Below are 21,230 nucleotides of genomic sequence, written 5' to 3'. Positions count from 1 at the left end.
ATTCACCCGCACCCGGCGGCCGGGCATGCGATGATGCCGGGCGACCGAACCGAATCACGAGACGAAACTCGGAGGCCCGCCCCGGTGCGTATCGATATCCCACACTCGCAGTCCGATCTCGACCACTCCGCCCGACGCGACCGCAGATCGCGCAGATTGCCGGTGCGCAGCGGCCTGGCGGCGGCGGGTGCGGCGATCGCGCTGCTGGCCGGCGGCACCACTGCGGTGGCTGCCCCGCTGCCACTGCACACCCAGGCTCCCGGCTGCATGACACCCGGCGACGCTCAGCCCAACGGCAAGCAGTGGCCGGCCGAACCCGCGGTGACCATCGACCCCAACGCCGGTTACACCGCGACGCTGGAAACCAACTGCGGAACCATCACCGTCGCCCTCGACTCCGCACGGGCGACGCATACGGTCAACTCGTTCGCCTTCCTCGCCGGCGAGCAGTACTTCGACCACACCCGCTGCCACCGCCTGACCACCGAGGGCATCTTCGTGCTGCAGTGCGGTGACCCGACCGGCACCGGCACCGGCGGTCCCGGCTACCGGTTCGGAGACGAGAACCTGGCCGGTGCGACCTACCCGGCGGGAACGGTCGCGATGGCCAACTCCGGCCCCAACACCAACGGAAGCCAGTTCTTCCTGGTCTACTCCGACAGCAAACTGCCGCCCAACTACACCCCGTTCGGCCGGATCACCGGCGGTATGGATGTGCTGCAGAACATCGCCGCGGGCGGCGTGAAGGACGGATCCGGCGACGGCGCACCGGCCACCGATATTGTGCTCGACTCGGTGGCCACTGCCCGGCGCTGACACCGGATACGGCGAAGGCCGCGCTCGCGATGCGGGCGCGGCCTTCGTGTGTGTGCGGTACTCCTAGAGGTACTGACCCGTATTGGATTCGGTATCGATCGCCCGGCTCGCCGAAGCGTTCTTACCGGTAACCAGCGTCCGGATGTAGACGATCCGTTCGCCCTTCTTACCCGAAATACGTGCCCAGTCATCCGGATTGGTGGTGTTGGGCAGGTCCTCGTTCTCGGAGAACTCGTCGACTATCGAATCGAACAGGTGCTGGATGCGCAGACCGGGATTGCCGGTCTCCAGCACGGACTTGATCGCGTACTTCTTGGAACGGTCCACGATGTTCTGGATCATGGCGCCGGAGTTGAAGTCCTTGAAGTACAGGACTTCCTTGTCACCGTTGGCGTAGGTGACCTCGAGGAAGCGGTTGTCCTCGCTCTCGGCGTACATCCGGTCCACGACCCGCTCGATCATCGCCTTGACGCACTTGGGCCGATCGCCGGCGAATTCGGCGATGTCGTCGGCATGCAATGGCAGCTGCTCGGTGAGGTACTTGGAGAAGATGTCCTGTGCCGCTTCGGCATCCGGACGCTCGATCTTGATCTTCACGTCCAGACGGCCCGGCCGCAGGATCGCGGGGTCGATCATGTCCTCGCGGTTGGACGCACCGATCACGATGACGTTCTCCAGGCCCTCCACACCGTCGATCTCCGACAGCAGCTGCGGCACGACCGTGGTCTCCACATCCGAGGACACACCCGAACCACGAGTTCGGAAGATCGAGTCCATCTCGTCGAAGAACACGATCACCGGGGTGCCTTCGGAGGCCTTCTCACGAGCCCGCTGGAAGATGATCCGGATGTGGCGCTCGGTCTCGCCGACGAACTTGTTCAGCAGCTCGGGACCCTTGATGTTGAGGAAGAAGGACTTGGCCTCCTTGGCGTCCTCACCGCGCGCCTCGGCAATCTTCTTCGCCAGCGAGTTGGCGACCGCCTTGGCGATCAGGGTCTTACCGCAGCCCGGCGGACCGTAGAGCAGCACACCCTTGGGCGGGCGCAGCGCGTATTCGCGGAACAGATCCTTGTGCAGGAACGGCAGCTCCACCGCGTCGCGGATCTGCTCGATCTGGCGGCCCAGGCCACCGATGTCCTCGTAACCGACATCGGGCACCTCTTCGAGCACCAGATCCTCGACCTCGGCCTTGGGGATGCGCTCGAACGCGAACCCGGCCTTGGTGTCGACGAGCAGCGAATCACCCGGGCGCAACCGCCGCACGGGCGCGTTCGGATCTTCGACGTCGTCCGCGTCGACCAGCGCCGACAGCGGGCCCGACAGCCAGACGACACGTTCTTCGTCGGCATGACCCACGACCAGGGCGCGACGGCCGTCGTCGAGGACCTCACGCAGGGTGCCGATCTCACCGGTCCGGTCGAAGGTGCCGGCCTCGACGACCGTGAGCGCCTCGTTCAGGCGCACGGTCTGTCCGTAGTGCAGTTCCGAGGTGTCGATGTTCGGCGAGCACGTCAGGCGCATCTTGCGTCCGGAAGTGAACACATCGACCGTCTGATCCTCGTACACACCGATCAGCACGCCGTAGCCGCTGGGCGGCTGGCCCAGCCGATCGACCTCCTCACGCAGCGCCACCAACTGCTGACGAGCCTCCTTGAGGGTGTCCATCAGTTTGGTGTTGCGAATCGTCAGCGAATCGATACGAGCTTCCAATTCCCTTGAACGATCCGGCGAGTCGGCGAGTTGCCTACGGAGTGCAGCCGCCTCGGCGCGTACCACCTCGAGTTCTCTCCAGGCCGCCGAATCCGAATTCTCGATGGGGCTCATGATGCTGCTCCTCCCAGTCCCGGTCTATCAACGCTACCGGGCGCGAACCGTTCTCGCTTTCCGACATGGTTTCGTCGTGATCACATCTCAGCTGCGGTCTACCGGCCCGGGCCACCATGTTAGCCTGCCCTAACCTGCATTCGGCGAGCGATTTCGCCGGACCGAACCGAAAGGTCTAGTCGATGCTCCTTCCTACCCGCCACAGCGTTACTCCCTTCGGCGGCAGTACCCGCACCGGGAGCAACGCCACGCGGACCGCCGGTGTTTCCGGTTCGCGCCGGTTGCGTCTTGCTACGGCTACCGCGTTCGCCGCGCTCGCCGTTACCGCTATGACAGCATGCGGGTCCGACAATTCCCAGGACTCCACGCCGACGAACGCCACCACGGCCACCTCGGCCTCGGCCGCCGCGACGAGCGCCGCCGCCGCGCCCGCCCCCACCGCCGAGGAACTGCAGGCCACCCTCAACGGTTTCGTGGATCCGGCCAAGCCGACCACCGAGAAGGAAAAACTGGTGGTCGGAGGGGACAAGCGCGCCGCCAACATCGACACCATGACCAAGGGGCTGGCCAACTACGGCACCATCACCTTCACCGTCGCCGACATCAAGACCGAGGGCGACCAGGCCACCGGCCAGGTCACCATCACCTCCCCGCACGGCCCGGCGGGCCCGATGCCGATGACCTGGCAGCACTCGGCCGCCGGCTGGCAGCTGTCGGACGCCTCCGCGTGCCAGATCCTGGCCATGGGTATGGCGCCCTGCCAGCCCTGATCGAGGCATGACACCGGCCCCGGTTTCGCCAGGCGCGAACCGGGGCCGCATCGTCGGTAGGGGGCTGCCGATCGAGCCGAGCACAGCGAAACGGAGGGACGACGCCTGAGTCGCCCGCTCAGCCCTTGGAGGGCCGCCGCTGCGGTTTGGGTGCCACCACGCCGTCGGCGAGGCGCCGGGCGCTCACCAGGAAGGCCGTATGCCCCTGCATGCGGTGTTCGGGACGCACCGCCAGGCCGACCACATGCCACGGCCGCACCAGCGACTCCCAGGATCGCGGCTCGGTCCAGCACTGTTGCTGACGCAGCGCCTCCACGACCTCCGACAGCTGCGTGACCGTGGCGACGTAGACGATCAGGACCCCGCCGGGGATCAGCGCGCGCGATACCGCGGGTAGCGCGTCCCACGGTTTGAGCATGTCCAGCACCACCCGGTCGACCTGCTCGCCGTCGTGGTCGGCGACGTCGCCGAGGGTCAGCGTCCAGTTGTCGGGGCGTTCGCCGAAGAATCGCTCGACGTTGCGGACGGCGTGCTCGGCATGGTCCTCGCGGATCTCGTAGGAGCGCACACTGCCGTTCGGCCCGACCGCGCGCAGCAGCGAGCAGGTCAGCGCGCCCGATCCGGCGCCGGCCTCGAGCACCCGCGCGCCGGGGAACACGTCACCCTCGTGCACGATCTGCGCGGCGTCCTTGGGATAGATGACGGCCGCACCGCGCGGCATCGACAGCACGTAGTCGACCAGCAGCGGCCGCAGCGCGAGATACGGTGTGCCGTTGGCGGATTGGACCACACAGCCCTCGTCGGCGCCGATCAGCTCGTCGTGGCGGATCGGTCCCTTGTGGGTGTGGAACTCCTTGCCCGGCTCCAGGACGACGGTGTGTTGCCTGCCCTTGGCATCGGTCAGCTGCACCCGGTCCCCCGTGGCGAATGGGCCGGTCCGTCTGGCCGTCATGAATCTCCGTTCTCCTGTGCGTCATTTCCGGCGGCGGTAACGCGCCGCGGAATGTGTCGGTACCCGCCGATAGCCTGCCAGGTATGTCCGCACCACCGACGGCGACCCCGCCCGAATTACCGGCCGTTTCCCGCGGACCGGCGTTGTCGCCCTCGCGGGCAATCGATTTCAAACAATGTCCGCTCAAATACCGATTACGCGCGATCGACCGCATTCCGGAAACTCCCGGCCGCGACGCCGTACGCGGAACGGTGGTACACGCGGTGCTGGAATCGCTGTACCGGCTACCCAGTGGTGAACGCGTTCCGGAGCGGGCCGCGGCGCTGGTGGAGCCGGCCTGGCAGCGTTTGCTGGCAGATCGCCCCGAGATCGAGGTGGTGCTCGAACAAGGCGGTCTCCCACCGTTTCTCGATGAGGTGAGCCGCCTGGTCCGCGGCTACTACCACCTCGAGAACCCCACCGGATTCGACCCGGAATCCTGCGAATCGCTGGTGGAGGTCCGGCTGGCGGACGGATCGCCGCTGCGCGGATATGTCGACCGCATCGATATCGCGCCGGACGGCCGGTTGCGCGTCGTCGACTACAAGACCGGCCGCACTCCCGCGCCCGATGCCGAGCAGAAGGCGCTGTTCCAGCTGAAGTTCTACGCGCTGATCATGTACCGCACCCGCGGCGTGGCGCCGGCCCAGCTGCGGCTGCTGTACCTGCGCGACGGGCAGATCCTGACCTATGCGCCGGACGCGGACGAACTGGTCCGGTTCGAGCGCATCGTGTCGGCCCTGTGGGCGGCGATCACCACCGCCGGCCGCGACGGAGATTTCCCGCCGCGGCCCGGGTGGAGCTGCAAGTTCTGCGAGTACCGCTCCCTGTGCCCGGCCTACGGCGGTACTCCGCCGCCGTATCCGGGCTGGCCGGACGATGCCGCGGCGACGGTGCCGCACCCGTGACCGCGGCGCCGTCCGTCGACGTCAGAAGGCGCGGCAGGAACGGATATCGGTGGCGAGGATCGCCTTGGCGCCGAGTTCGGCGAGCTGATCCATCACGTCGTTGCCCTGATTGCGCGGCACCAGCGCGCGCACGGCGACCCAGTCGGGATCGGTCAGCGGGGAGACGGTCGGCGACTCCAGCCCGGGCGTGATCGCGGCGGCGCGGTCCAGCAGATCCTTCGGGCAGTCGTAGTCCAGCATCAGGTACTGCTGAGCGAAGACCACGCCCTGGACCCGGGCGATGAGCTGGTTGCGGGCCTTGTCGCCGCGATCGGAACCGGTGGCCTCGATCAGCACGGCCTCCGAATCGCACAGCGAATCGCCGAAGGCGACCAGATCGTGCTGGCGCAGGGTGCGGCCGGAGCCCACCACATCGGCGATGGCATCGGCGACGCCGAGCTGGATGGAGATCTCCACCGCACCGTCGAGCCGGATCACCTCGGCCTCGATGCCCCGGCGCTGCAGATCCCGCAGCACCAGATTCGGGTAGCTGGTGGCGATCCGTTTGTCGTAGAGGTCCTCGACCTTCCATTCGCGCCCGGCGGGGGCGGCGTAGCGGAAGGTGGAGCGGCCGAAACCGAGACTGAGGCGTTCCTGCACCGGGGCGCCGGAATCCAGGGCCAGATCGCGGCCGGTGATGCCGAGGTCGAGGCGTCCCGACCCGACGTAGATCGCGATGTCCTTCGGGCGGAGAAAGAAGAATTCGACCTGGTTGGCGTTGTCGATCACCGACAGGTCGCGCGAATCGCTGCGTTTGCGGTAGCCGGCCTCGGTGAGAATTTCGACGGCCGATTCGGACAGTGAGCCCTTGTTGGGGACTGCGACGCGAAGCATGGTGTGTCCTTTCGGGACGGGTGGCGGACAGATGTGTCAGGGAACGGTCGAACCGTGTCGCCCGAGAGCCGTGGCGGCTCGGGCCTCACCCGTCACAGATGTCGGTACACGTCCTCGAGCCGCAGACCGCGGCCCACCATCAGCACCTGCACCCAGTACAGGAGCTGCGAGATCTCTTCGGCCAGCTGTTCGTCGGTCTCGTGTTCGGCGGCGATCCACACCTCACCGGCCTCTTCGATCACCTTCTTGCCCTGCGCATGGACCCCGGCGTCCAATGCCGCCACGGTTGCGGAACCTTCCGGACGGTTGGCCGCACGATCCTGCAGCTCGGCGAACAGGGTTTCGAAAGTCTTCACGGGAGGCCATTCTTTCAGACGACCGCATATGTCCCGCAATCGGTTATCGGCGCGGGCGCCGCGGTTGCCGCGGGTGTGCGCGTGGTCACCGTCCGGCGGTCGTCGATGCCGGAGCCTCGCGGGGACGATCGATGCGATAGATGTAATGCCATCCATCGTCGATCGGGTTGTCCGGCGGCAGCTCTCCTGCCGCGACTCGGCGCAGACCGGCCTTCTCCAGCGCCCGCCAGGACGCGCGGTTGGCGGACGCGACGGGGATGACGATGCAGTCGGCGCGCGGATAGTCGCCCCAACTCGCCGCGACGACCGCGCGCAGCATCGCCGAACCCAGACCGCGGCCCACTCGCCCCGGCTCGCCGATCAAATAGTCCAGCGACACGGCCTCGCCGGGCACGTCGAGGATCGGCCGCATCTGCTCCACGTACTCGGGCCAGTCCGCCCAGCGGATCCGCTGCACCAGCCCGACGGGTTCGCCGTCGGCGCTGACGAGCAGATCCTCGGCGGCCACCTCCCCGCGCGCGGTCGGGCCGAAATCGCGTTCGATCGATGCGGCGTCGAAGTCGTGATGCCACCACCGCCGCACATGCGGTTGCGCCAGCCAATGTCCCAGCAGCGCGAAATCCGCCGGTGTCACCCGACGCCAGGCGAACAGCGGCATCACCGAGTCGGCCACGGGAACGAGACTATCAATCCGAGTGCACGCCCATCTCGGCTCGAGACCGACCCGGCACGGCGCCTGCGCTCCGGTGACGGTACCTGCGGACCGAAACTCGGTGCGGCCGAGACAGTCTCGCGCGACAGCGATTCGCCGCGACCATCCCCCGATACGACCGACACCCGAGCCGCCTGTCTCCCGGTCCGGGTGTCGGTCGGCTCGGGTGTAGTCCACCCATCAGGCCGAGGCGAGCAGCTCCTCCAGCTCCGACACCGCGGTCCGCAGTTCGTCGGCGAACCGATACATCTGCTCCGCCACCGCTTTCGGTGTCGCGAGATAGATGTTCCAGCGATCCGGCAGCAGGACGTAGGCGATGCCGATGCACTTGGGGCTGGTGCAGCCGAAACCGAAGTATTCGATGTTCGCCGAGGGCGCCGAGCTCGTGCTCAGATAGTCGTCTCGGGTGATGATCCAGCCCGGGCTGTCGAAGAACGGCATCGGCTCGGTGGCGCCCAGTTCGGCGCCGCGCCGGCGCTGCACCCACTGCAGCTCCCATAGATGCTGCTCCGGCGCCTCACCGCGCTGGCACTGTTTGGCCCGCTCCACGTGGGCGGTCGCGGCCGCCCGGGCGGCGGCGAGCTTCGTCGCCGCATCGGCCGACGAATCGTCCATGGTGGCAACGAAATCCAGGATCTGCGGGGTGATCACGCGCATGGCCTCGGTGCGGCCGTTGCGATACTGCCGGGTCGCGATCGATTCGTAGGTGGCCCCGACCATTCCCTTGCTGCGCTGATGCGCGAGCTGATAGCTCAACTGCGCGAAGGCGTCCGGCGAAATGCCGAGCTGCTTGGCGCGGCCGGTGCCGAAGTGGTCGAACGACACCGTGGTGGTGGCATTGTCGGCGACGAACTGAGCGAATGCGGCTGCGGCCGAGGAGATCTCACCACGCAACCGATCGTCGAGCCGGAACTCGATCGGCTCCACCGAGGGCAACCCCTGCGGCTGCGCACCCGACTGCGCGGCATGTTCGGCGGCCGGCGTCTCGAGCAGCCGGTCGACGAACGACAGGATGGTGGTGCCGTCGAGCCCGCAGTGCTCCACATTGATACCGGCGCTGCCGTCGGCGAAGACAATCAGCGAGACCGCCTTGTCGAACCACCGGTTACCGCTGTCACCGTGCAGCAGCTGATCACTGGCCGCGAGCTGATCGGCCGGGCTCACATCGTCGAGACAGACGCAGAACAGCGCGGTTTCGATCACCTCGAGCGCCGCCGCGTTCTCCGGATCCTCGAGCAGACGGCCACGCACACCGGCCCATTCGGCCCGCGCCATAGTGGTCAGATGCCCGGCGGAGGAGTCGACCGGCAGCTGATCGGGCGCCGCCTTGAGCACGGCCCGCAGCCCGTCGGCCAGGTCCTCCGGGGCGTGCGGCGCACCGCCGGCGCCGATGACCTCCATCCGGAACATGGCGCCGTGGTGGAAGACCACGATGTGGCGCGCCTGCGACGGTCCGGGCCAGTCGTGGCTGTAGGGCACCCGCACGCTGTCCTGCGGATCGCCCGGAATCCTGGTCTCGGAGAACAGGAATTTGTTCTGCGCCATCGAAAAGTGCGCTCCGCGTTGCACGACCGGCGGGATCTCCTCCCGATCGAGCAGCAGTTTGTAGTTCACCGCGGCGGTGATCAACGCGGCGGCGCGATCGGCCTGCTGGTCCGAGGTGGACTGCGCCAGTGGCGTGTCGTTGCGAAACAGGAAGAAAAAGTTGGCGTTGACCGCGATCCGGTCGCGCCGGCCCAGATAGCGCGAGGGCCAGAACTCGTCGAGCCAGCTGCCGACGCCGGGACTGCTGTCGAACCGCTCCAGATCGGCGTGCAGGATCCGGGCCGGACCGTCGGCGCGCAGCAGATCGGCCACGGCGCGCTCGGTATCGGCGTATTCGTCCTCCGACAGCAGCGGCCGCGACCACTGCAGGAAACGCGCACAGCTGTCGTCGAGCGTGGGCAGCGGCACGCGCGGCAGCTGATCGTCGAAGGCGAAGGTACGGTCGGTCACGGGCGGTCCTCGGGGGTCGGTGTGGATATATACAGTTCGGCGTGCAGCCAGCCGTCGGATTCGTAGCCGGTCGGATCGATTCCGTTGGCGGTCAGCGTATTCGAAACCTGTTGCTGTTCGGCGGCGGAGGCGAAGCGACGCTGCCGGAAGGTGCCGGGACGGCGCTCGGTCCGGTACCCCAGGGCGGCGAGTTCGCGCGCGATCGGTTCGAAGGCGTACATCCGCAGGACGAAGTGTGCCATCCACGGTAGCCGGGTACCGTGCGCGCGGGCCACCCGTGTGAGGGTGCGGCCGGTGACGTAACCGACGCAGCCCGTGGAGATCACCAGATCCGCCGACCCGATGATCTTGCGCTGCGCCTCGGTGGGATCGCCCGCCTCCAGATCGGCGTGGACGGTCTCGTGCAGCAGTCCGGTGGCGGCCGCGTAGTCCAACGCCGGCGCGGAGGCGTCCATGCCGATGAAGCGGATCTCGGGCAGCCGGTCGTCGGCGGCCAGGCGGGCGCGGTCGCGGGCGATGCAGGTGGCGGTGTCGGCGTCACCGTAGTGCTCGGCCAGATCGGCGACGGTGGTGCCGAAGCGCAGCAGCGCCGCGTTCACCCCGTAGGAGCAACCCAGATCCAGGACGGTGGGCGCGGTACCGGTGTGCGCCTCGTAGTCGGCGAACAGTTCGAGGAAAGCGGGCTTCGCCAATTCCGGTATGCAGTAGTCCAATTCGGCCATCCGGCGGCAGTAGGCGCTCGGATCGGGGCGGTCGTAGATGTCGTCGAACGAGGCTTTTCCGGTGCTGTGCATCGAAACCGTCACGGGCGATCCTCCTGAGTCGAACGGGTGATCAGTCGAGAAGTCGGTCGCCGCGTACGGCATTGCCCGCCGCGGCCAGATGGTCCGGCAGAACCCGCCCGAACAGTTGCCGGGTGCGTTCGACCGCGCCCACGATGCCCGGGCGGTCGCTGTAGGCGAAGATCGCGCTGTGACGCTGGGTGGCGCCCTCCACCGGTGAGACCCGGTGCAGGGAGAAACGGCCCTGGAACAATTGCAGATCGCCAGGGCGCAGTGTGAGCCGCCGGACGAGCGGCTCGCCCGATCCGGTGAGCACCGCCCGCACATCGGCCAGATTCTCCGATTCCGGCGTCCGGATGCGCGGGCAGTATTCGAAGACCCCGCCCGCGTCCGGCTCCTGGGTCAGCATCGAGACCGTGAATTCGTTGGTGTCGAAATGCCACGGATGCGACATCCCGGGCGCGACCACATTGAGGCACAACCCCGCCAGCGGATCGGTGTATTCGTGCAATTGCGGCAGACCGAAGCATTCGGCGACCAATCGCTGAAACGCCGCACTCGTGTAGAGCACCTGGATCACCGCGGTCCGGGGAATGAGATCCCGCGCGACGAAGGCGTTTCCGCGCTCGAGCACGATCGTGGCCGGGTGGTCGGGAGGCAGGTCGCTGTCGAGCGGAATGTTGTACGCGTTGACCTTCTCGACCGTGTAGTAGGCGTGCGGGGCGAGTTCGGCGCCCTCGTCGCGCAGCGTGGCCAGCAGGTCCGGGCGCACGAATCCGGGTAGCACGGTGCAGCCGTCGGCGGCGAGGTCGTCGCGCGCTCGGCGCACCACCTCGTCCCACCGCGCGCTGCCGGGCGCGTCGAGCGGATAACGCTCGGTATCGACGACGGCAGCGAGGGAGGGTCCGTCCACCGCGCCGCGAGCCCCTGCCGAAGCCCCTTCTCCCCCAGCCGTTTCGCCGTTCACCCGGACCGTTTCACCCACGTCGCCACAACCCCCTGTCGCCGCCATGAAGATCATTGTGACCTGCCGGACGCCGATCCACAGCGGATTCCCCGATATCGTTGGGAAACCTCACAAACCCTCGAGTAACCGTGTGCGCCAGCGATATTCGCGACCACAACGCCACGACGCACCGCTGCCCGTCCCTCCGGCGCTCACGGGCGGTAGGGTCGCGAGATGGCGCCACTGCGGGTGGGCACCGTCCCGACCACCTCCGACGAATTCATCGGCCGCGAACCCGAACTGGGGCGGCTGGCGACCCTGCTGTCCGGGCCCGCGCGACTGATCACCGTGATCGGTGCGGGTGGTCTGGGTAAGACCCGCCTGGTCACCGAGGCCGTGCACCGGTTGCCGAGGACCGGCGAGCGACGCGTGCACTGGGTGCGCCTGGCGCGCCTGGCGGCGGGGACGGACGCGGCCGGAGTGGCCGAGGAAGTGGTGCGCGCGGTCGCCGACCACGACTTCTCCGGGCGGGATCCCTGGCCGGCCCTGAGCGACACCCTCGCTGCCGCCGCCGCGCCCCCGGTGCTGGTCATGGACAACTGCGAACACGTCACCGACGGCGCGGGGCAGGTGATCGCCGAGTTGATCGAGACGGTGCCGGGCCTGACGGTGCTGGCTACCAGCCGTCGACCCCTCGGCTGGATCGACGAGCAACTCCTGCCGCTCCCGCCGTTGACGCAAGCCCAGGCCGTGGAGTTGTTCCACAAGCGCGCGGCCCTGACCGGTACCGTGCTGAGCCCCGACAGCGCCGGCACCGTGGCCTCCATCTGCCGGCATCTGCACCATTACCCACTGCGCATCCGGCTCGCCGCGGCGCGGCTGCGGCGGCGACCGCCGGCCGTGATCCTGCGCGATCTCGACGGCCGCGCCGGCGACACCCGCCTGCACTGGCCGCCCGCCACTCTGGTCGGCGCGGACACCCGGCATCGCGGTATCACCGACGTGATCGCGTGGTCGTTCGAACTGTGCGACGCGCGCGAACGGCTGCTGTTCGAGCGGATGTCGGTCTTCGCACCCGGATACGACGTCAATCCCGCCGACGCCGAGGACGATTCGGGCCTCGAGGTGGGCGCCGACCTCGACGCGATCGTAGCCGTCTGTGCCGGGCCCGATGGCTCCGACGGTTCCGCGGCGGGGCCGGCCGCCGCGGAGGTCGAGGAACTGCTCGAACGGCTGGCCGACCAATCGCTGGTCACCGTGCATCTGAGCGCCCGTGAGGTGCGTTATTCGCTGCTGGAGAGTCTGCGGCTGTTCGCCCGGGAGCGCCTGGCCGAACGCGATTCGCGGGAGCCGCGGCGGCTGGCGGACCGGCATCGCCGCTATTACCTCGACCGGATCACCAGTTCCGACGACGGCGACGGCCGCTTGCCGCAGTGGGCGCGCGCGTCGTGGGACAACCTGCTGATCGCGATCGACCGCAGCCTGGACTCGCCCGACGACGCGGTGGCGGGGCTGGAGATCGCGCTGGGAATGATCGCGTTGCACGTGCCCTTCTTCCGGGGTTCGTTGCGCGAGTCACGGCGCCGTGCCGAGAAGACACTGGCCGCCGCCAAATCCGCGCCCGAGCCGCTGCGGATCCGCGCGATGGCGACGATCGCCTGGATCTGCCTGTGCCAGGGTCTGCCCGGTGAGGCGGAGGAGTTGCTCGATCGCTGTGTGGCGGCCGCGGTGCCCGATCCGGCGGCACGGGCACGGTTGGCCGCCGACCCCACCGCCGACGTGCCGCTGCCGGCGCCGGTGGTCTTCACCCTGGGCTGCCGGCTGATGCTCGTCGACCAGGATGTGCGCGCGCTGGTACTACTGTCCCGCGCTCGCGAAATGTTCACCACCGCAGCGGATTACGGGCACGCGGCGATCAGCGCGCTGTTCGAGGCACTCGCCGCCGCCTTCCTCGGGACGCCCGAGCAGGCCCTCGCCGTGACCGCCCGCCACCTCGAGGCGGCGGATTCGGGTGCGGACTGGGCGAAGTCGTGGGCCGAGATCGCGCGCATCATCGCCGAAACCTTGCACGGCGACGCGCGGCGGGCCGCGGCGGCCGCGCCCACCACCCTGGCGCGGCAGGTCGCGACCCGCGACACCTGGGGGGTGGTGTGGTCGGTCCACGCGCGGGCGTGGGCACTGGCGCGGCTCACCCTCGACGCGCCACCTGCGGCCGCGCCGCACACCACGGCCGTGGAGATCGCGCGACTGCTCGGCGCCGCCGCGGCGCTGCGCCGCCGGCTCGGCGTCGACATCGCGCAGCTGCGGCCCTTCGTAGCGGAGACCGACCGCGCGGCCGACAGGATCCGCCAGCTCCTGGGCGGGCGCACCTTCGACGCGGCGTATCGCGAGGGCACCGAGGTGTGCACGACGCTGCGGGAGATCAGCCGGCTCGCCTGCGACATCGCCGTGCCGGACGAGGACGCGGTGACACCGCACGCGCCGGAATGGGATCTGCTGACCCGGGCCGAGCAGGAGGTCGCCGCGCTGGCCGCGGCCGGGTGGACCAACAGCGCCATCGCCGCCCATCGCGGCAGTTCGGCGCGCACGGTGGACGCGCAGATCGCGGCCGTCCTGCGGAAGCTCGCGGTCGTCTCGCGCGCCGAGATCGCACCGCGGGTGCCGCGCGAGTCCCGGGACGTCGGCCAACCGCGGCCACGCCGGCTCCGTGCCGTGCCCGCAGCGCGAACTCCGTGACGCGGGTCAGCGCGCGCCGGCGTGAACCAGGGCAAGCTCGTCGACGGTGAGACCCACCAGCGATTCGCGAAATTCCAGTCCGGGCCGCGACGGGACGGCGATCTCACACGGCACCACCAGCACCCGGCAACCAGCGGCCAGCGCGGCGGCCGAACCGGTCGGCGAATCCTCCACGGCCACACAATCTTCCGGGGCGACGCCGAGCAGCCCCGCGGCGCGCAGATAGGGATCGGGCGCGGGTTTGCCGCTGTCGACCTCGTCGCCGCAGACCGAGACGTCGAACATGTGACGGCCCAGCGTTTCCAGGCACAACTCGGTGATCGATCGTTTGGTGTTGGTCACCAGCGCGGCCGGCAGGCCCGCCGCCCGCAGCGTGGCCAGCGCGTCCTGCGCACCGGGCCGCCACGGAATGGGCCCGGCCATCAGTTCGGTGACCCGGCGCTCGAGCCACTGTCCCGCCGCGAGCATCGCCGCCGGGTCGAGTTCCAGGCCGAGCCCGTCGAACAGGATCCGCAGCGCGTTGCGGGCGTCGGCGCCGATCAGCGCGTGCCGGATGGCGTCGGTCATCCGGCCGCCGAGCTCTGCGGCGAGTTCGCGCACACCGATATCCCAGAGCTTCTCCGAATCCAGCAGGGTGCCGTCCATATCCCACAGCACGGCGGCCACGGTCATCCGGAGCTCTCCTTCCGATTCCGCATCAGGTTCCCGACGCGGTGATGAGCATCCGGCCGGTGGCCGTATCCACCGTGAACCAGCGGCTCTCGGAGGTGACGGTCCCGTTCTTCAGGGTATAGGTGAGCGTCGCGACCGCCCGCCCGGGACCGCTCTGCGTCACCCCGCCGACCCGCACCGACGACACCGTCGACCAGAAATTCGAGTACTGCGCGTAGCCGCCGGTCTGGGACTGGTACGACGGTGCCAGTTCGGCCCAGGCGCCGCTGGTGTTACCGGGCAGCATGCCGTAATAGCCGGAGATGAAGCCCGCGACGTCGGCCGACTGGGCCGGGCCGTAGGGAGCGCTGGTTCCGGGCGGGGCCGTCCGGGACGCGCTCGCACCGGGCGCCGGGACGCCGTTCGGCGCCGGGGGCGGGGTCTGTCCGCTGGGCACGGGGCTACCGAGCGATGCGCTGCCACCCGCACCATTGGACGAGGATCCGCCGGGCGCATCCGGGGTCGCGGCGCCGGGCGGTGCGAAGGCGGTCGCCGAGGGCTGCTCCGGCGCCGAGGTGGTGCCGTTCCCCGCCGCCGCGGTGTGGTTGTCATCGGACCCGGACGTCGCCACCAATCCGATGATCACCGCGACCACGAGAACGGCCGCAGCGGCCGCCGCCCAGATCCGCCGGTCGCGCAGCGGGCCCGGTTTCGGTTGCGGCGCGGGCGTTTTCGCGGTGGTCGCGCCTGGGGTGGGGGCGGCAGCGGCCGTGGTCTTCTCGGGCGTGGACAGCACCGTGGTCGCGGCGGCGTCGGCGCCCGGTTGCGGGAGCACATTGGTGGCCGCGGGGACCAACGCGGCCGTTCGGCCGTCGGCGACGGCCTCGAGCGCCTGTTGCGCTTCCCGCATGGTGGGCCGGTCGGCGCCGTCGGCGGCCAGCAGGCTCATCAGCACCGGGCCCAGCGATTCGGCGCGCTTCGGCTCGGGCACCTTGGCACTGACCACCGAATGCAGCACCGCGAGCGGGTTGTCGCCCTCACCGAACGGCGGCGCGCCCTCGACCGCGGCATACAGCGTCGACCCCAGCGCGAACACGTCGGACGACGGTTCCGGATCCTCACCGCGCGCGATCTCCGGCGACAGATACGCCGGGGTGCCGGCCAGGAATCCGGTCGAGGTGACCGTGACGTCGCCGACGGCGCGCGAGATGCCGAAGTCGGTGATCTTCACCGTCCCGTTGTCGGCGACGAGGATGTTCGCGGGCTTCACGTCCCGGTGCACGATGCCGGCGTCGTGCGCGGCCGCGAGCGCCGCGGCGACCTTCGCCCCGATCCGGGCCACTTCGCGCGGTTCGAGCGGGCCTTTGTCGCGCATCAGCGCCGCCAGGCTCTGCGCGTCGACGTACTCCATCACCAGCCAGGGCTGGCCGTCCTCCTCCGCGACGTCGAAGACGGTGACCGCGTTCTGATGGTGCAGCCGTGCCGCGATGCGTCCCTCCCGCATGGCGCGCATCTTCGCTTCGAGCGCCTGCGCCTTGGTCAGTCCGGGCGCCAGCAACAGCTGCTTGACCGCGACGGTGCGTCGCAGCCGAACGTCACTGGCGCGCCACACCACGCCCATGGCTCCGCTGCCGATGGGATCGGCCAGTCGGTACCGCCCGGCGATCAGCCGATCTGAAGTCATGGTGTCGAACCCCTCCTGCGCTCACACGCCGAGCACCCCACCACTATGTGTGACGCACGGAAACGCTCAAAGTTTACGCGTTGAAGTACTTGGCTTCCGGATGCAGCAGAACGAAGGCGTCGGTCGACTGTTCCGGATGCAGCTGCAACTCCTCCGACAGCGATACGCCGATCCGGTCCGCCTCGAGCAGCGACACGAGCTTCGCGCGGTCCTCGAGTTCGGGGCAGGCGCCGTAACCGAAGGAGTAGCGTGCGCCACGGTAGCCGAGTTTGAAGTAATCCGTCACCTCGGCGGGGTCCTCGTCGGCAACCGAATGTCCTTCCAGCACAAGCTCTTCCCGGATCCGGCGATGCCAGTATTCCGCCAGCGCCTCGGTGAGCTGCACCCCGATGCCGTGCACCTCGAGGTAGTCGCGGTAGTTGTTCGCCGCGAACAGCTCATTGGCGAAATCGGCGATCGGCTGCCCCATGGTGACCAGCTGGAAAGGCAGGACGTCGACCTGGCCACGCTCGGTGGCCAGCTTCCGCGAGCGCACGAAGTCGGCGATGCACAGGAACCGGTCGCGCTGCTGACGCGGGAAGGTGAACCGATACCGTTGCGGCGCAGCGGGATCCGGTTCGGTGAGAACGATCACGTCGTCACCTTCGGACACGGCCGGGAAGTAGCCGTAGACCACCGCCGCGTGCTGCAGCACGCCCTCGGTGGACAACCGGTCCAACCAGTACCGCAGCCGCGGGCGGCCGTCGGATTCGACCAGATCCTCGTAACTGGGTCCCTCATCGCCGCGCTGTCCACGCAGACCCCACTGGCCCAGGAACAGCGCGCGCTCGTCGAGCAGGCCCGAGTATTCGCCCACCGCAAGGCCTTTGATCACCCGGGTGCCCCAGAACGGTGGCACCGGCACCGGCAGGTCGGCGGCCACGTCCGAGCGCTCGGGCACCTCGACGGGTACCTCCTTGGCGCGCCGCTCGGCCGCGATGCGCTTGGACCGCTCGTGGCGGGCCTTGCGCTCGGCGGCCTTGGCGCGTTCGGCCTCGGCCTCGGGGCTGTCCGGATCGACCGCGCCGCCACGCTTGCGGGTCATGATGTCGTCCATCAGGCGCAGGCCCTCGAACGCGTCACGGGCATAGTGCACATCGCCGGCGTAGACGTCGGTGAGATCGTTCTCGACGTAGGCGCGGGTCAGCGCCGCGCCGCCCAGCAGCACCGGGAACTGGTCGGCGACCCCGCGGGTGTTCATCTCCTCGAGGTTCTCCTTCATCACCACCGTCGACTTGACCAGCAGGCCGGACATGCCGATCACATCGGCCTTCTTGTCGGTCGCCGCGTCCAGGATCGCCGAAATCGGTTGTTTGATACCGAGATTCACGACCTCGTAGCCGTTGTTGGACAGGATGATGTCGACCAGGTTCTTGCCGATGTCGTGCACATCGCCTTTGACCGTCGCCAGCACGATGCGGCCCTTGCCCGAGTCGTCGGTGGCCTCCATATGCGGTTCCAGGTGCGCCACCGCGGTCTTCATGACCTCCGCGGACTGCAGCACGAACGGCAACTGCATCTGACCCGAGCCGAACAGCTCACCGACGGTCTTCATACCCGCGAGCAGGGTTTCGTTGATGATCTGCAGCGGCGGCACGTCCTGCATCGCCGCGTCCAGATCCTCCTCGAGGCCGTTGCGGTCGCCGTCGACGATGCGCCGCTCCAGGCGTTCGAACAGCGGCAGAGCGGCCAGCTCGTCGGCGCGCGAGGCTTTCGCCGAGGCCGCTGAGACGCCCTCGAACATGGCCATCAGCGTCTGCAGCGGGTCGTAACCCTCGCGGCGCCGGTCGTAGACCAGATCCAGCGCGGCCGTGCGCTGATCCTCCGGGATCCGGCTGATCGGCAGGATCTTCGATGCGTGCACGATCGCCGAATCCAGCCCCGCCTCCACGCATTCGTGCATGAACACCGAGTTCAGCACCTGCCGCGCGGCCGGGTTGAGGCCGAAGGAGATGTTCGACAGGCCGAGGGTGGTCTGCACCTGCGGGTGCCGGCGTTTGAGCTCGCGGATGGCCTCGATGGTCTCGATGCCGTCGCGACGCGATTCCTCCTGTCCGGTACCCAGGGTGAAGGTCAGGCAGTCGACGATGATGTCGCTCTCGGCCAGTCCCCAGTTGCCGGTGATGTCGGCGATCAGCCGCTCGGCGATCTCCACCTTATGCTCCGCCGTGCGGGCCTGGCCGTTCTCGTCGATGGTCAGCGCGACCACGGCGGCGCCGTGCTCGGCGACCAGGCGCATGATCTGCTGGAAGCGCGAATCGGGCCCGGCGCCGTCCTCGTAGTTCACCGAGTTGACCGCGCACCGCCCGCCCAGATGTTCCAGACCGGCCTGCAGCACCGGCGGCTCGGTGGAGTCGAGCATGATCGGCAGCGTCGAGGCGGTGGCGAGCCGGCCCGCCAGCTCCGCCATGTCGACGCTGCCGTCGCGGCCGACGTAGTCGACACACAGATCCAGCATGTGCGCGCCGTCGCGGGTCTGATCCTTGGCGATGTCGAGGCATTTCTGCCAATCACCGGCCAGCATCGCCTCACGAAAAGCCTTGGAGCCGTTGGCGTTGGTGCGCTCGCCGATCATCATGATCGAGGCGTCCTGTTCGAACGGCACCGAGGTGTACATCGAGGACACACTCGGCTCGTGCTCCGGATTGCGCTGGGCCGGAGCCACATTCGCGACCGCGTCGGCGACCTCGCGGATGTGCTGCGGGGTGGTGCCACAGCAGCCGCCGACCAGCGCGAGGCCGAATTCGGTGACGAAGCCGTGCAGGGCGCTCGCCAATTCGCCCGGGGTGAGCGGATATTCGGCGCCGTTGGCCCCCAGCACCGGCAGCCCCGCGTTCGGCATCACCGATACCGGCAGCTGGGCGTGCTTGGACAGATGGCGCAGATGTTCGCTCATCTCGTCCGGGCCGGTGGCGCAATTGAGACCGATCATGTCGACACCGAGCGGTTCGATCGCGGTCAGCGCCGCGCCGATCTCACTGCCGACCAGCATGGTTCCGGTGGTCTCGACCGTGACGTGGGTGATGATCGGAATGCGCCGCCCGGCCCGCTCCATCGCCCGGCGGCTGCCGGTGACCGCGGCCTTCACCTGCAGCAGGTCCTGGCATGTCTCGATCAGGATGGCATCCGCGCCGCCGTCGAGCATGCCCAGCGCGGCCTCGGTGTAGGCATCGCGCAGCGCGACGAAGGGAGCGTGGCCCAGGGTGGGCAGTTTGGTGCCGGGGCCCATCGATCCCAGCACGTAGCGGGGCGTGCCGTCGCCGGAAGGGCCCATCTCGTCGGCCACCTCGCGGGCGAGCCGGGTGCCGCGTTCGGACAGATCGCGGATCCGGTCGGCGATGTCGTAGTCGGCCAGGTTGGGCAGATTGCAGCCGAAGGTATTGGTCTCGACCGCGTCGGCGCCGGCCTCGTAATAGGCGCGGTGGATGCCGCGCAGCACGTCCGGGCGGGTCTCGTTCAGGATCTCGTTGCATCCTTCGAGGCCGCGGAAGTCGTCGAGCGTCAGATCCGCGGCCTGCAACATGGTGCCCATCGCACCGTCGCCGATCACGACACGCCGGGCAAGCGTGTCGAGCAACGTGGTATCGAACTCGGCGCGGGAGGACACAGACATGTACCCCAGAGTAGTGGGCGGCCCCGACAATCCTGACCACCGGACCGGGCGGCCACACCACATCGCCCTCGACACGCGATATCCCGCAATATGCGGTGAACGATACCGCCGCCACGCCGTAGGCTGACCGGGTGAACCCCAGTGCCTCATCCGATCCGGCAATGCCGACGTTGCGTGATCCGGTTCTCGTCGCCGCCTTCGAAGGCTGGAACGACGCGGCCGACGCCGCCAGCGGCGCCGTCGAACATCTGGAACTGATCTGGGACGCCGAACCGCTGGCCGAACTGGATTCCGAAGACTACTACGACTACCAGGTCAATCGGCCGACCGTACGCCAGGTCGACGGCGTGACCCGCGAGATCCAGTGGCCCTCGACCACCCTGTCGGTGTGCTCACCTCCCGGTAGCGAGCGCGACATCGTGTTGCTGCACGGCATCGAGCCGAATATGCGCTGGCGAGCGTTCTGCTCCGACATCATCGAGCTGATCGAGCAACTGCAGGTGACGACGGTGGTGATTCTGGGAGCACTGCTCGCGGACACCCCGCACACCCGGCCGGTCCCGGTCACCGGCACCGCCTACAGCAAGGAAGCGGCCGAACAGTTCAGTCTGGAACAAACCCGCTACGAGGGACCGACCGGCATCACCGGCGTGTTGCAGGACGCATGTGTGCGAGCGGGCGTGCCGGCCATCTCGTTCTGGGCGGCGGTTCCCCACTACGTCTCCCAGCCGCCGAATCCGAAGGCGACCATCGCGCTGCTGCGCCGGGTCGAGGACGTGCTCGATATCGAGGTGCCGCTGGGCGAGCTGCCCGCGCAGGCCGAGGACTGGGAGTCCGCGGTCGACGAGATGACCGAGGGTGACGAGGAGGTCACCGAATACGTGCGATCGCTGGAGGAGCGCGGCGATGCCGCGGTCGACCTCGACGACGCGATGGCCAAGATCGACGGCGACGCGATCGCAGCGGAATTCGAGAAGTATCTGCGCCGGCGTGGCGGCGGCAAGGGCGGATTCGGCCTGTAACCGGTGGCGGCGCCGGACACTCGGCCGGCGGGCGAGGCCCGCGGAGGCGTGTCCGGCGACCGGCCACCCTCGGTCAGGTCTCGATGGTCAGCACCTGGGCTTCCGCGTCGTGGGCCAGCTTCGCGATCAGCACGTCGCGCGGAATGGTCTGGCCCGCAAGATGATCGAGCGACGGAACCACCACATGGTGTGCCTCGGCCCGCTTCAGCTCGGCCGTGAGCTCGGCGAACGCGGCGCCGTCACCCTGGGTCGATTCATGGAACGTCGCGGCGAAGCAGAGGCCGACTTCGCTGGCCAGGGTGCACATCGCATCCTCCAGCTCGGCGGCGTGACCGTCGGCTAAGTCGTCACGCACGTATCCATAGATCAACGCTTCCACCCGAACCTCCGTTTGGATGTGTAAGGGACTCGCTGTTCTGTTGTGGATCACCTGCTTGCGGATCACCTGCTGTGGACGGGAAAACCGCCCGAATCGAGCATCCGTCATCTGCAAATGCAATTGCAGATGTCAA

17 protein-coding genes are annotated in these 21,230 nt (G+C 68.6%); 5 read left to right on the top strand and 12 right to left on the bottom strand.

What is annotated here, in order from left to right; genetic code table 11:
- The first annotated feature begins 84 nt into the window (after positions 1 to 84).
- Complete coding sequence (locus IRT45_RS08460; protein ID WP_375540071.1) at positions 85 to 816, top strand: peptidylprolyl isomerase; 732 nt, start codon at positions 85 to 87, stop codon at positions 814 to 816.
- 63 nt (positions 817 to 879) lie between these two features.
- On the opposite strand, the gene arc is transcribed toward IRT45_RS08460, so the two are convergent.
- Positions 880 to 2,640 (bottom strand): proteasome ATPase, encoded by a 1,761-nt coding sequence (arc, locus tag IRT45_RS08455; RefSeq protein ID WP_194805292.1) that lies wholly within the window; start codon positions 2,638 to 2,640, stop codon positions 880 to 882.
- 182 nt (positions 2,641 to 2,822) lie between these two features.
- Between arc and IRT45_RS08450 the strand changes: the two genes are divergently transcribed.
- Positions 2,823 to 3,410: a nuclear transport factor 2 family protein gene (locus tag IRT45_RS08450; RefSeq protein ID WP_228533948.1), complete on the top strand. Its 588-nt coding sequence runs from the start codon at positions 2,823 to 2,825 to the stop codon at positions 3,408 to 3,410.
- Between the two features lie 118 nt (positions 3,411 to 3,528).
- Here the strand turns inward: IRT45_RS08450 and IRT45_RS08445 are convergent, their stop codons facing one another.
- The gene (locus IRT45_RS08445; protein WP_194805290.1) at positions 3,529 to 4,362 is read right to left on the bottom strand and encodes a tRNA (adenine-N1)-methyltransferase; all 834 of its coding nucleotides are present in this window, start codon (positions 4,360 to 4,362) and stop codon (positions 3,529 to 3,531) included.
- An 83-nt stretch (positions 4,363 to 4,445) separates the two neighbouring features.
- Between IRT45_RS08445 and IRT45_RS08440 the strand changes: the two genes are divergently transcribed.
- The gene (locus IRT45_RS08440; RefSeq protein WP_194805289.1) at positions 4,446 to 5,309 is read left to right on the top strand and encodes a RecB family exonuclease; all 864 of its coding nucleotides are present in this window, start codon (positions 4,446 to 4,448) and stop codon (positions 5,307 to 5,309) included.
- Positions 5,310 to 5,330: 21 nt separating this feature from the next.
- Here the strand turns inward: IRT45_RS08440 and hisG are convergent, their stop codons facing one another.
- The 6 genes from hisG to IRT45_RS08410 all read right to left on the bottom strand — a co-directional run bounded on the left by hisG (position 5,331) and on the right by IRT45_RS08410 (position 10,940).
- Positions 5,331 to 6,182 carry an ATP phosphoribosyltransferase gene (gene hisG / locus IRT45_RS08435; RefSeq protein WP_194805288.1) on the bottom strand — a complete coding sequence of 284 codons (852 nt, stop codon included), beginning with the start codon at positions 6,180 to 6,182 and terminating at the stop codon, positions 5,331 to 5,333.
- 92 nt (positions 6,183 to 6,274) lie between these two features.
- Positions 6,275 to 6,538, bottom strand: a complete 264-nt coding sequence (locus IRT45_RS08430; RefSeq protein ID WP_030518144.1) for a phosphoribosyl-ATP diphosphatase — start codon at positions 6,536 to 6,538, stop codon at positions 6,275 to 6,277.
- An 85-nt stretch (positions 6,539 to 6,623) separates the two neighbouring features.
- Positions 6,624 to 7,211, bottom strand: coding sequence for a GNAT family N-acetyltransferase (locus tag IRT45_RS08425; protein WP_309240847.1), 588 nt, complete (start codon positions 7,209 to 7,211; stop codon positions 6,624 to 6,626).
- A gap of 219 nt (positions 7,212 to 7,430) precedes the next feature.
- Entirely contained in the window at positions 7,431 to 9,245 is a 1,815-nt protein-coding gene (locus tag IRT45_RS08420) for a choline/carnitine O-acyltransferase (protein ID WP_194805287.1), read from the bottom strand.
- Positions 9,242 to 10,051 (bottom strand): class I SAM-dependent methyltransferase, encoded by an 810-nt coding sequence (locus IRT45_RS08415; RefSeq protein WP_309240846.1) that lies wholly within the window; start codon positions 10,049 to 10,051, stop codon positions 9,242 to 9,244. The genes IRT45_RS08420 and IRT45_RS08415 overlap by 4 nt, the downstream gene beginning before the upstream one ends.
- A 28-nt stretch (positions 10,052 to 10,079) precedes the next feature.
- On the bottom strand, positions 10,080 to 10,940 hold the full coding sequence (locus IRT45_RS08410) for an arpA protein (protein ID WP_194805286.1): 861 nt from the start codon (positions 10,938 to 10,940) through the stop codon (positions 10,080 to 10,082).
- Positions 10,941 to 11,207: 267 nt separating this feature from the next.
- On the opposite strand from IRT45_RS08410, the gene IRT45_RS08405 reads away from it, so the two are divergent.
- Positions 11,208 to 13,709 carry an AAA family ATPase gene (locus IRT45_RS08405; protein WP_194805285.1) on the top strand — a complete coding sequence of 834 codons (2,502 nt, stop codon included), beginning with the start codon at positions 11,208 to 11,210 and terminating at the stop codon, positions 13,707 to 13,709.
- 6 nt (positions 13,710 to 13,715) lie between these two features.
- Here IRT45_RS08405 and IRT45_RS08400 read toward each other — a convergent pair whose 3' ends face one another.
- The 3 genes from IRT45_RS08400 to metH all read right to left on the bottom strand — a co-directional run bounded on the left by IRT45_RS08400 (position 13,716) and on the right by metH (position 19,696).
- Positions 13,716 to 14,381 (bottom strand): HAD family phosphatase, encoded by a 666-nt coding sequence (locus IRT45_RS08400; RefSeq protein WP_194805284.1) that lies wholly within the window; start codon positions 14,379 to 14,381, stop codon positions 13,716 to 13,718.
- Positions 14,382 to 14,406: 25 nt separating this feature from the next.
- Entirely contained in the window at positions 14,407 to 16,044 is a 1,638-nt protein-coding gene (locus IRT45_RS08395) for a serine/threonine-protein kinase (protein ID WP_194805283.1), read from the bottom strand.
- A 73-nt stretch (positions 16,045 to 16,117) separates the two neighbouring features.
- Positions 16,118 to 19,696, bottom strand: a complete 3,579-nt coding sequence (gene metH / locus IRT45_RS08390; RefSeq protein WP_194805282.1) for a methionine synthase — start codon at positions 19,694 to 19,696, stop codon at positions 16,118 to 16,120.
- 161 nt (positions 19,697 to 19,857) lie between these two features.
- On the opposite strand from metH, the gene IRT45_RS08385 reads away from it, so the two are divergent.
- A complete protein-coding gene (locus IRT45_RS08385; protein ID WP_210743458.1) occupies positions 19,858 to 20,718 on the top strand; it encodes a PAC2 family protein in 861 nt (286 codons plus the stop codon).
- Positions 20,719 to 20,791: 73 nt separating this feature from the next.
- Here IRT45_RS08385 and IRT45_RS08380 read toward each other — a convergent pair whose 3' ends face one another.
- A complete protein-coding gene (locus tag IRT45_RS08380) occupies positions 20,792 to 21,097 on the bottom strand; it encodes a hypothetical protein (protein WP_036501858.1) in 306 nt (101 codons plus the stop codon).
- Positions 21,098 to 21,230 lie beyond the last annotated feature (133 nt).

Source organism: Nocardia sp. BSTN01 (assembly GCF_015354405.1).
In the GTDB taxonomy this organism is placed as follows: domain Bacteria; phylum Actinomycetota; class Actinomycetes; order Mycobacteriales; family Mycobacteriaceae; genus Nocardia.
The sequence above is the reverse complement of the archived record's forward strand: the minus strand, read 5'-3'. Positions and strand labels throughout refer to the sequence as shown.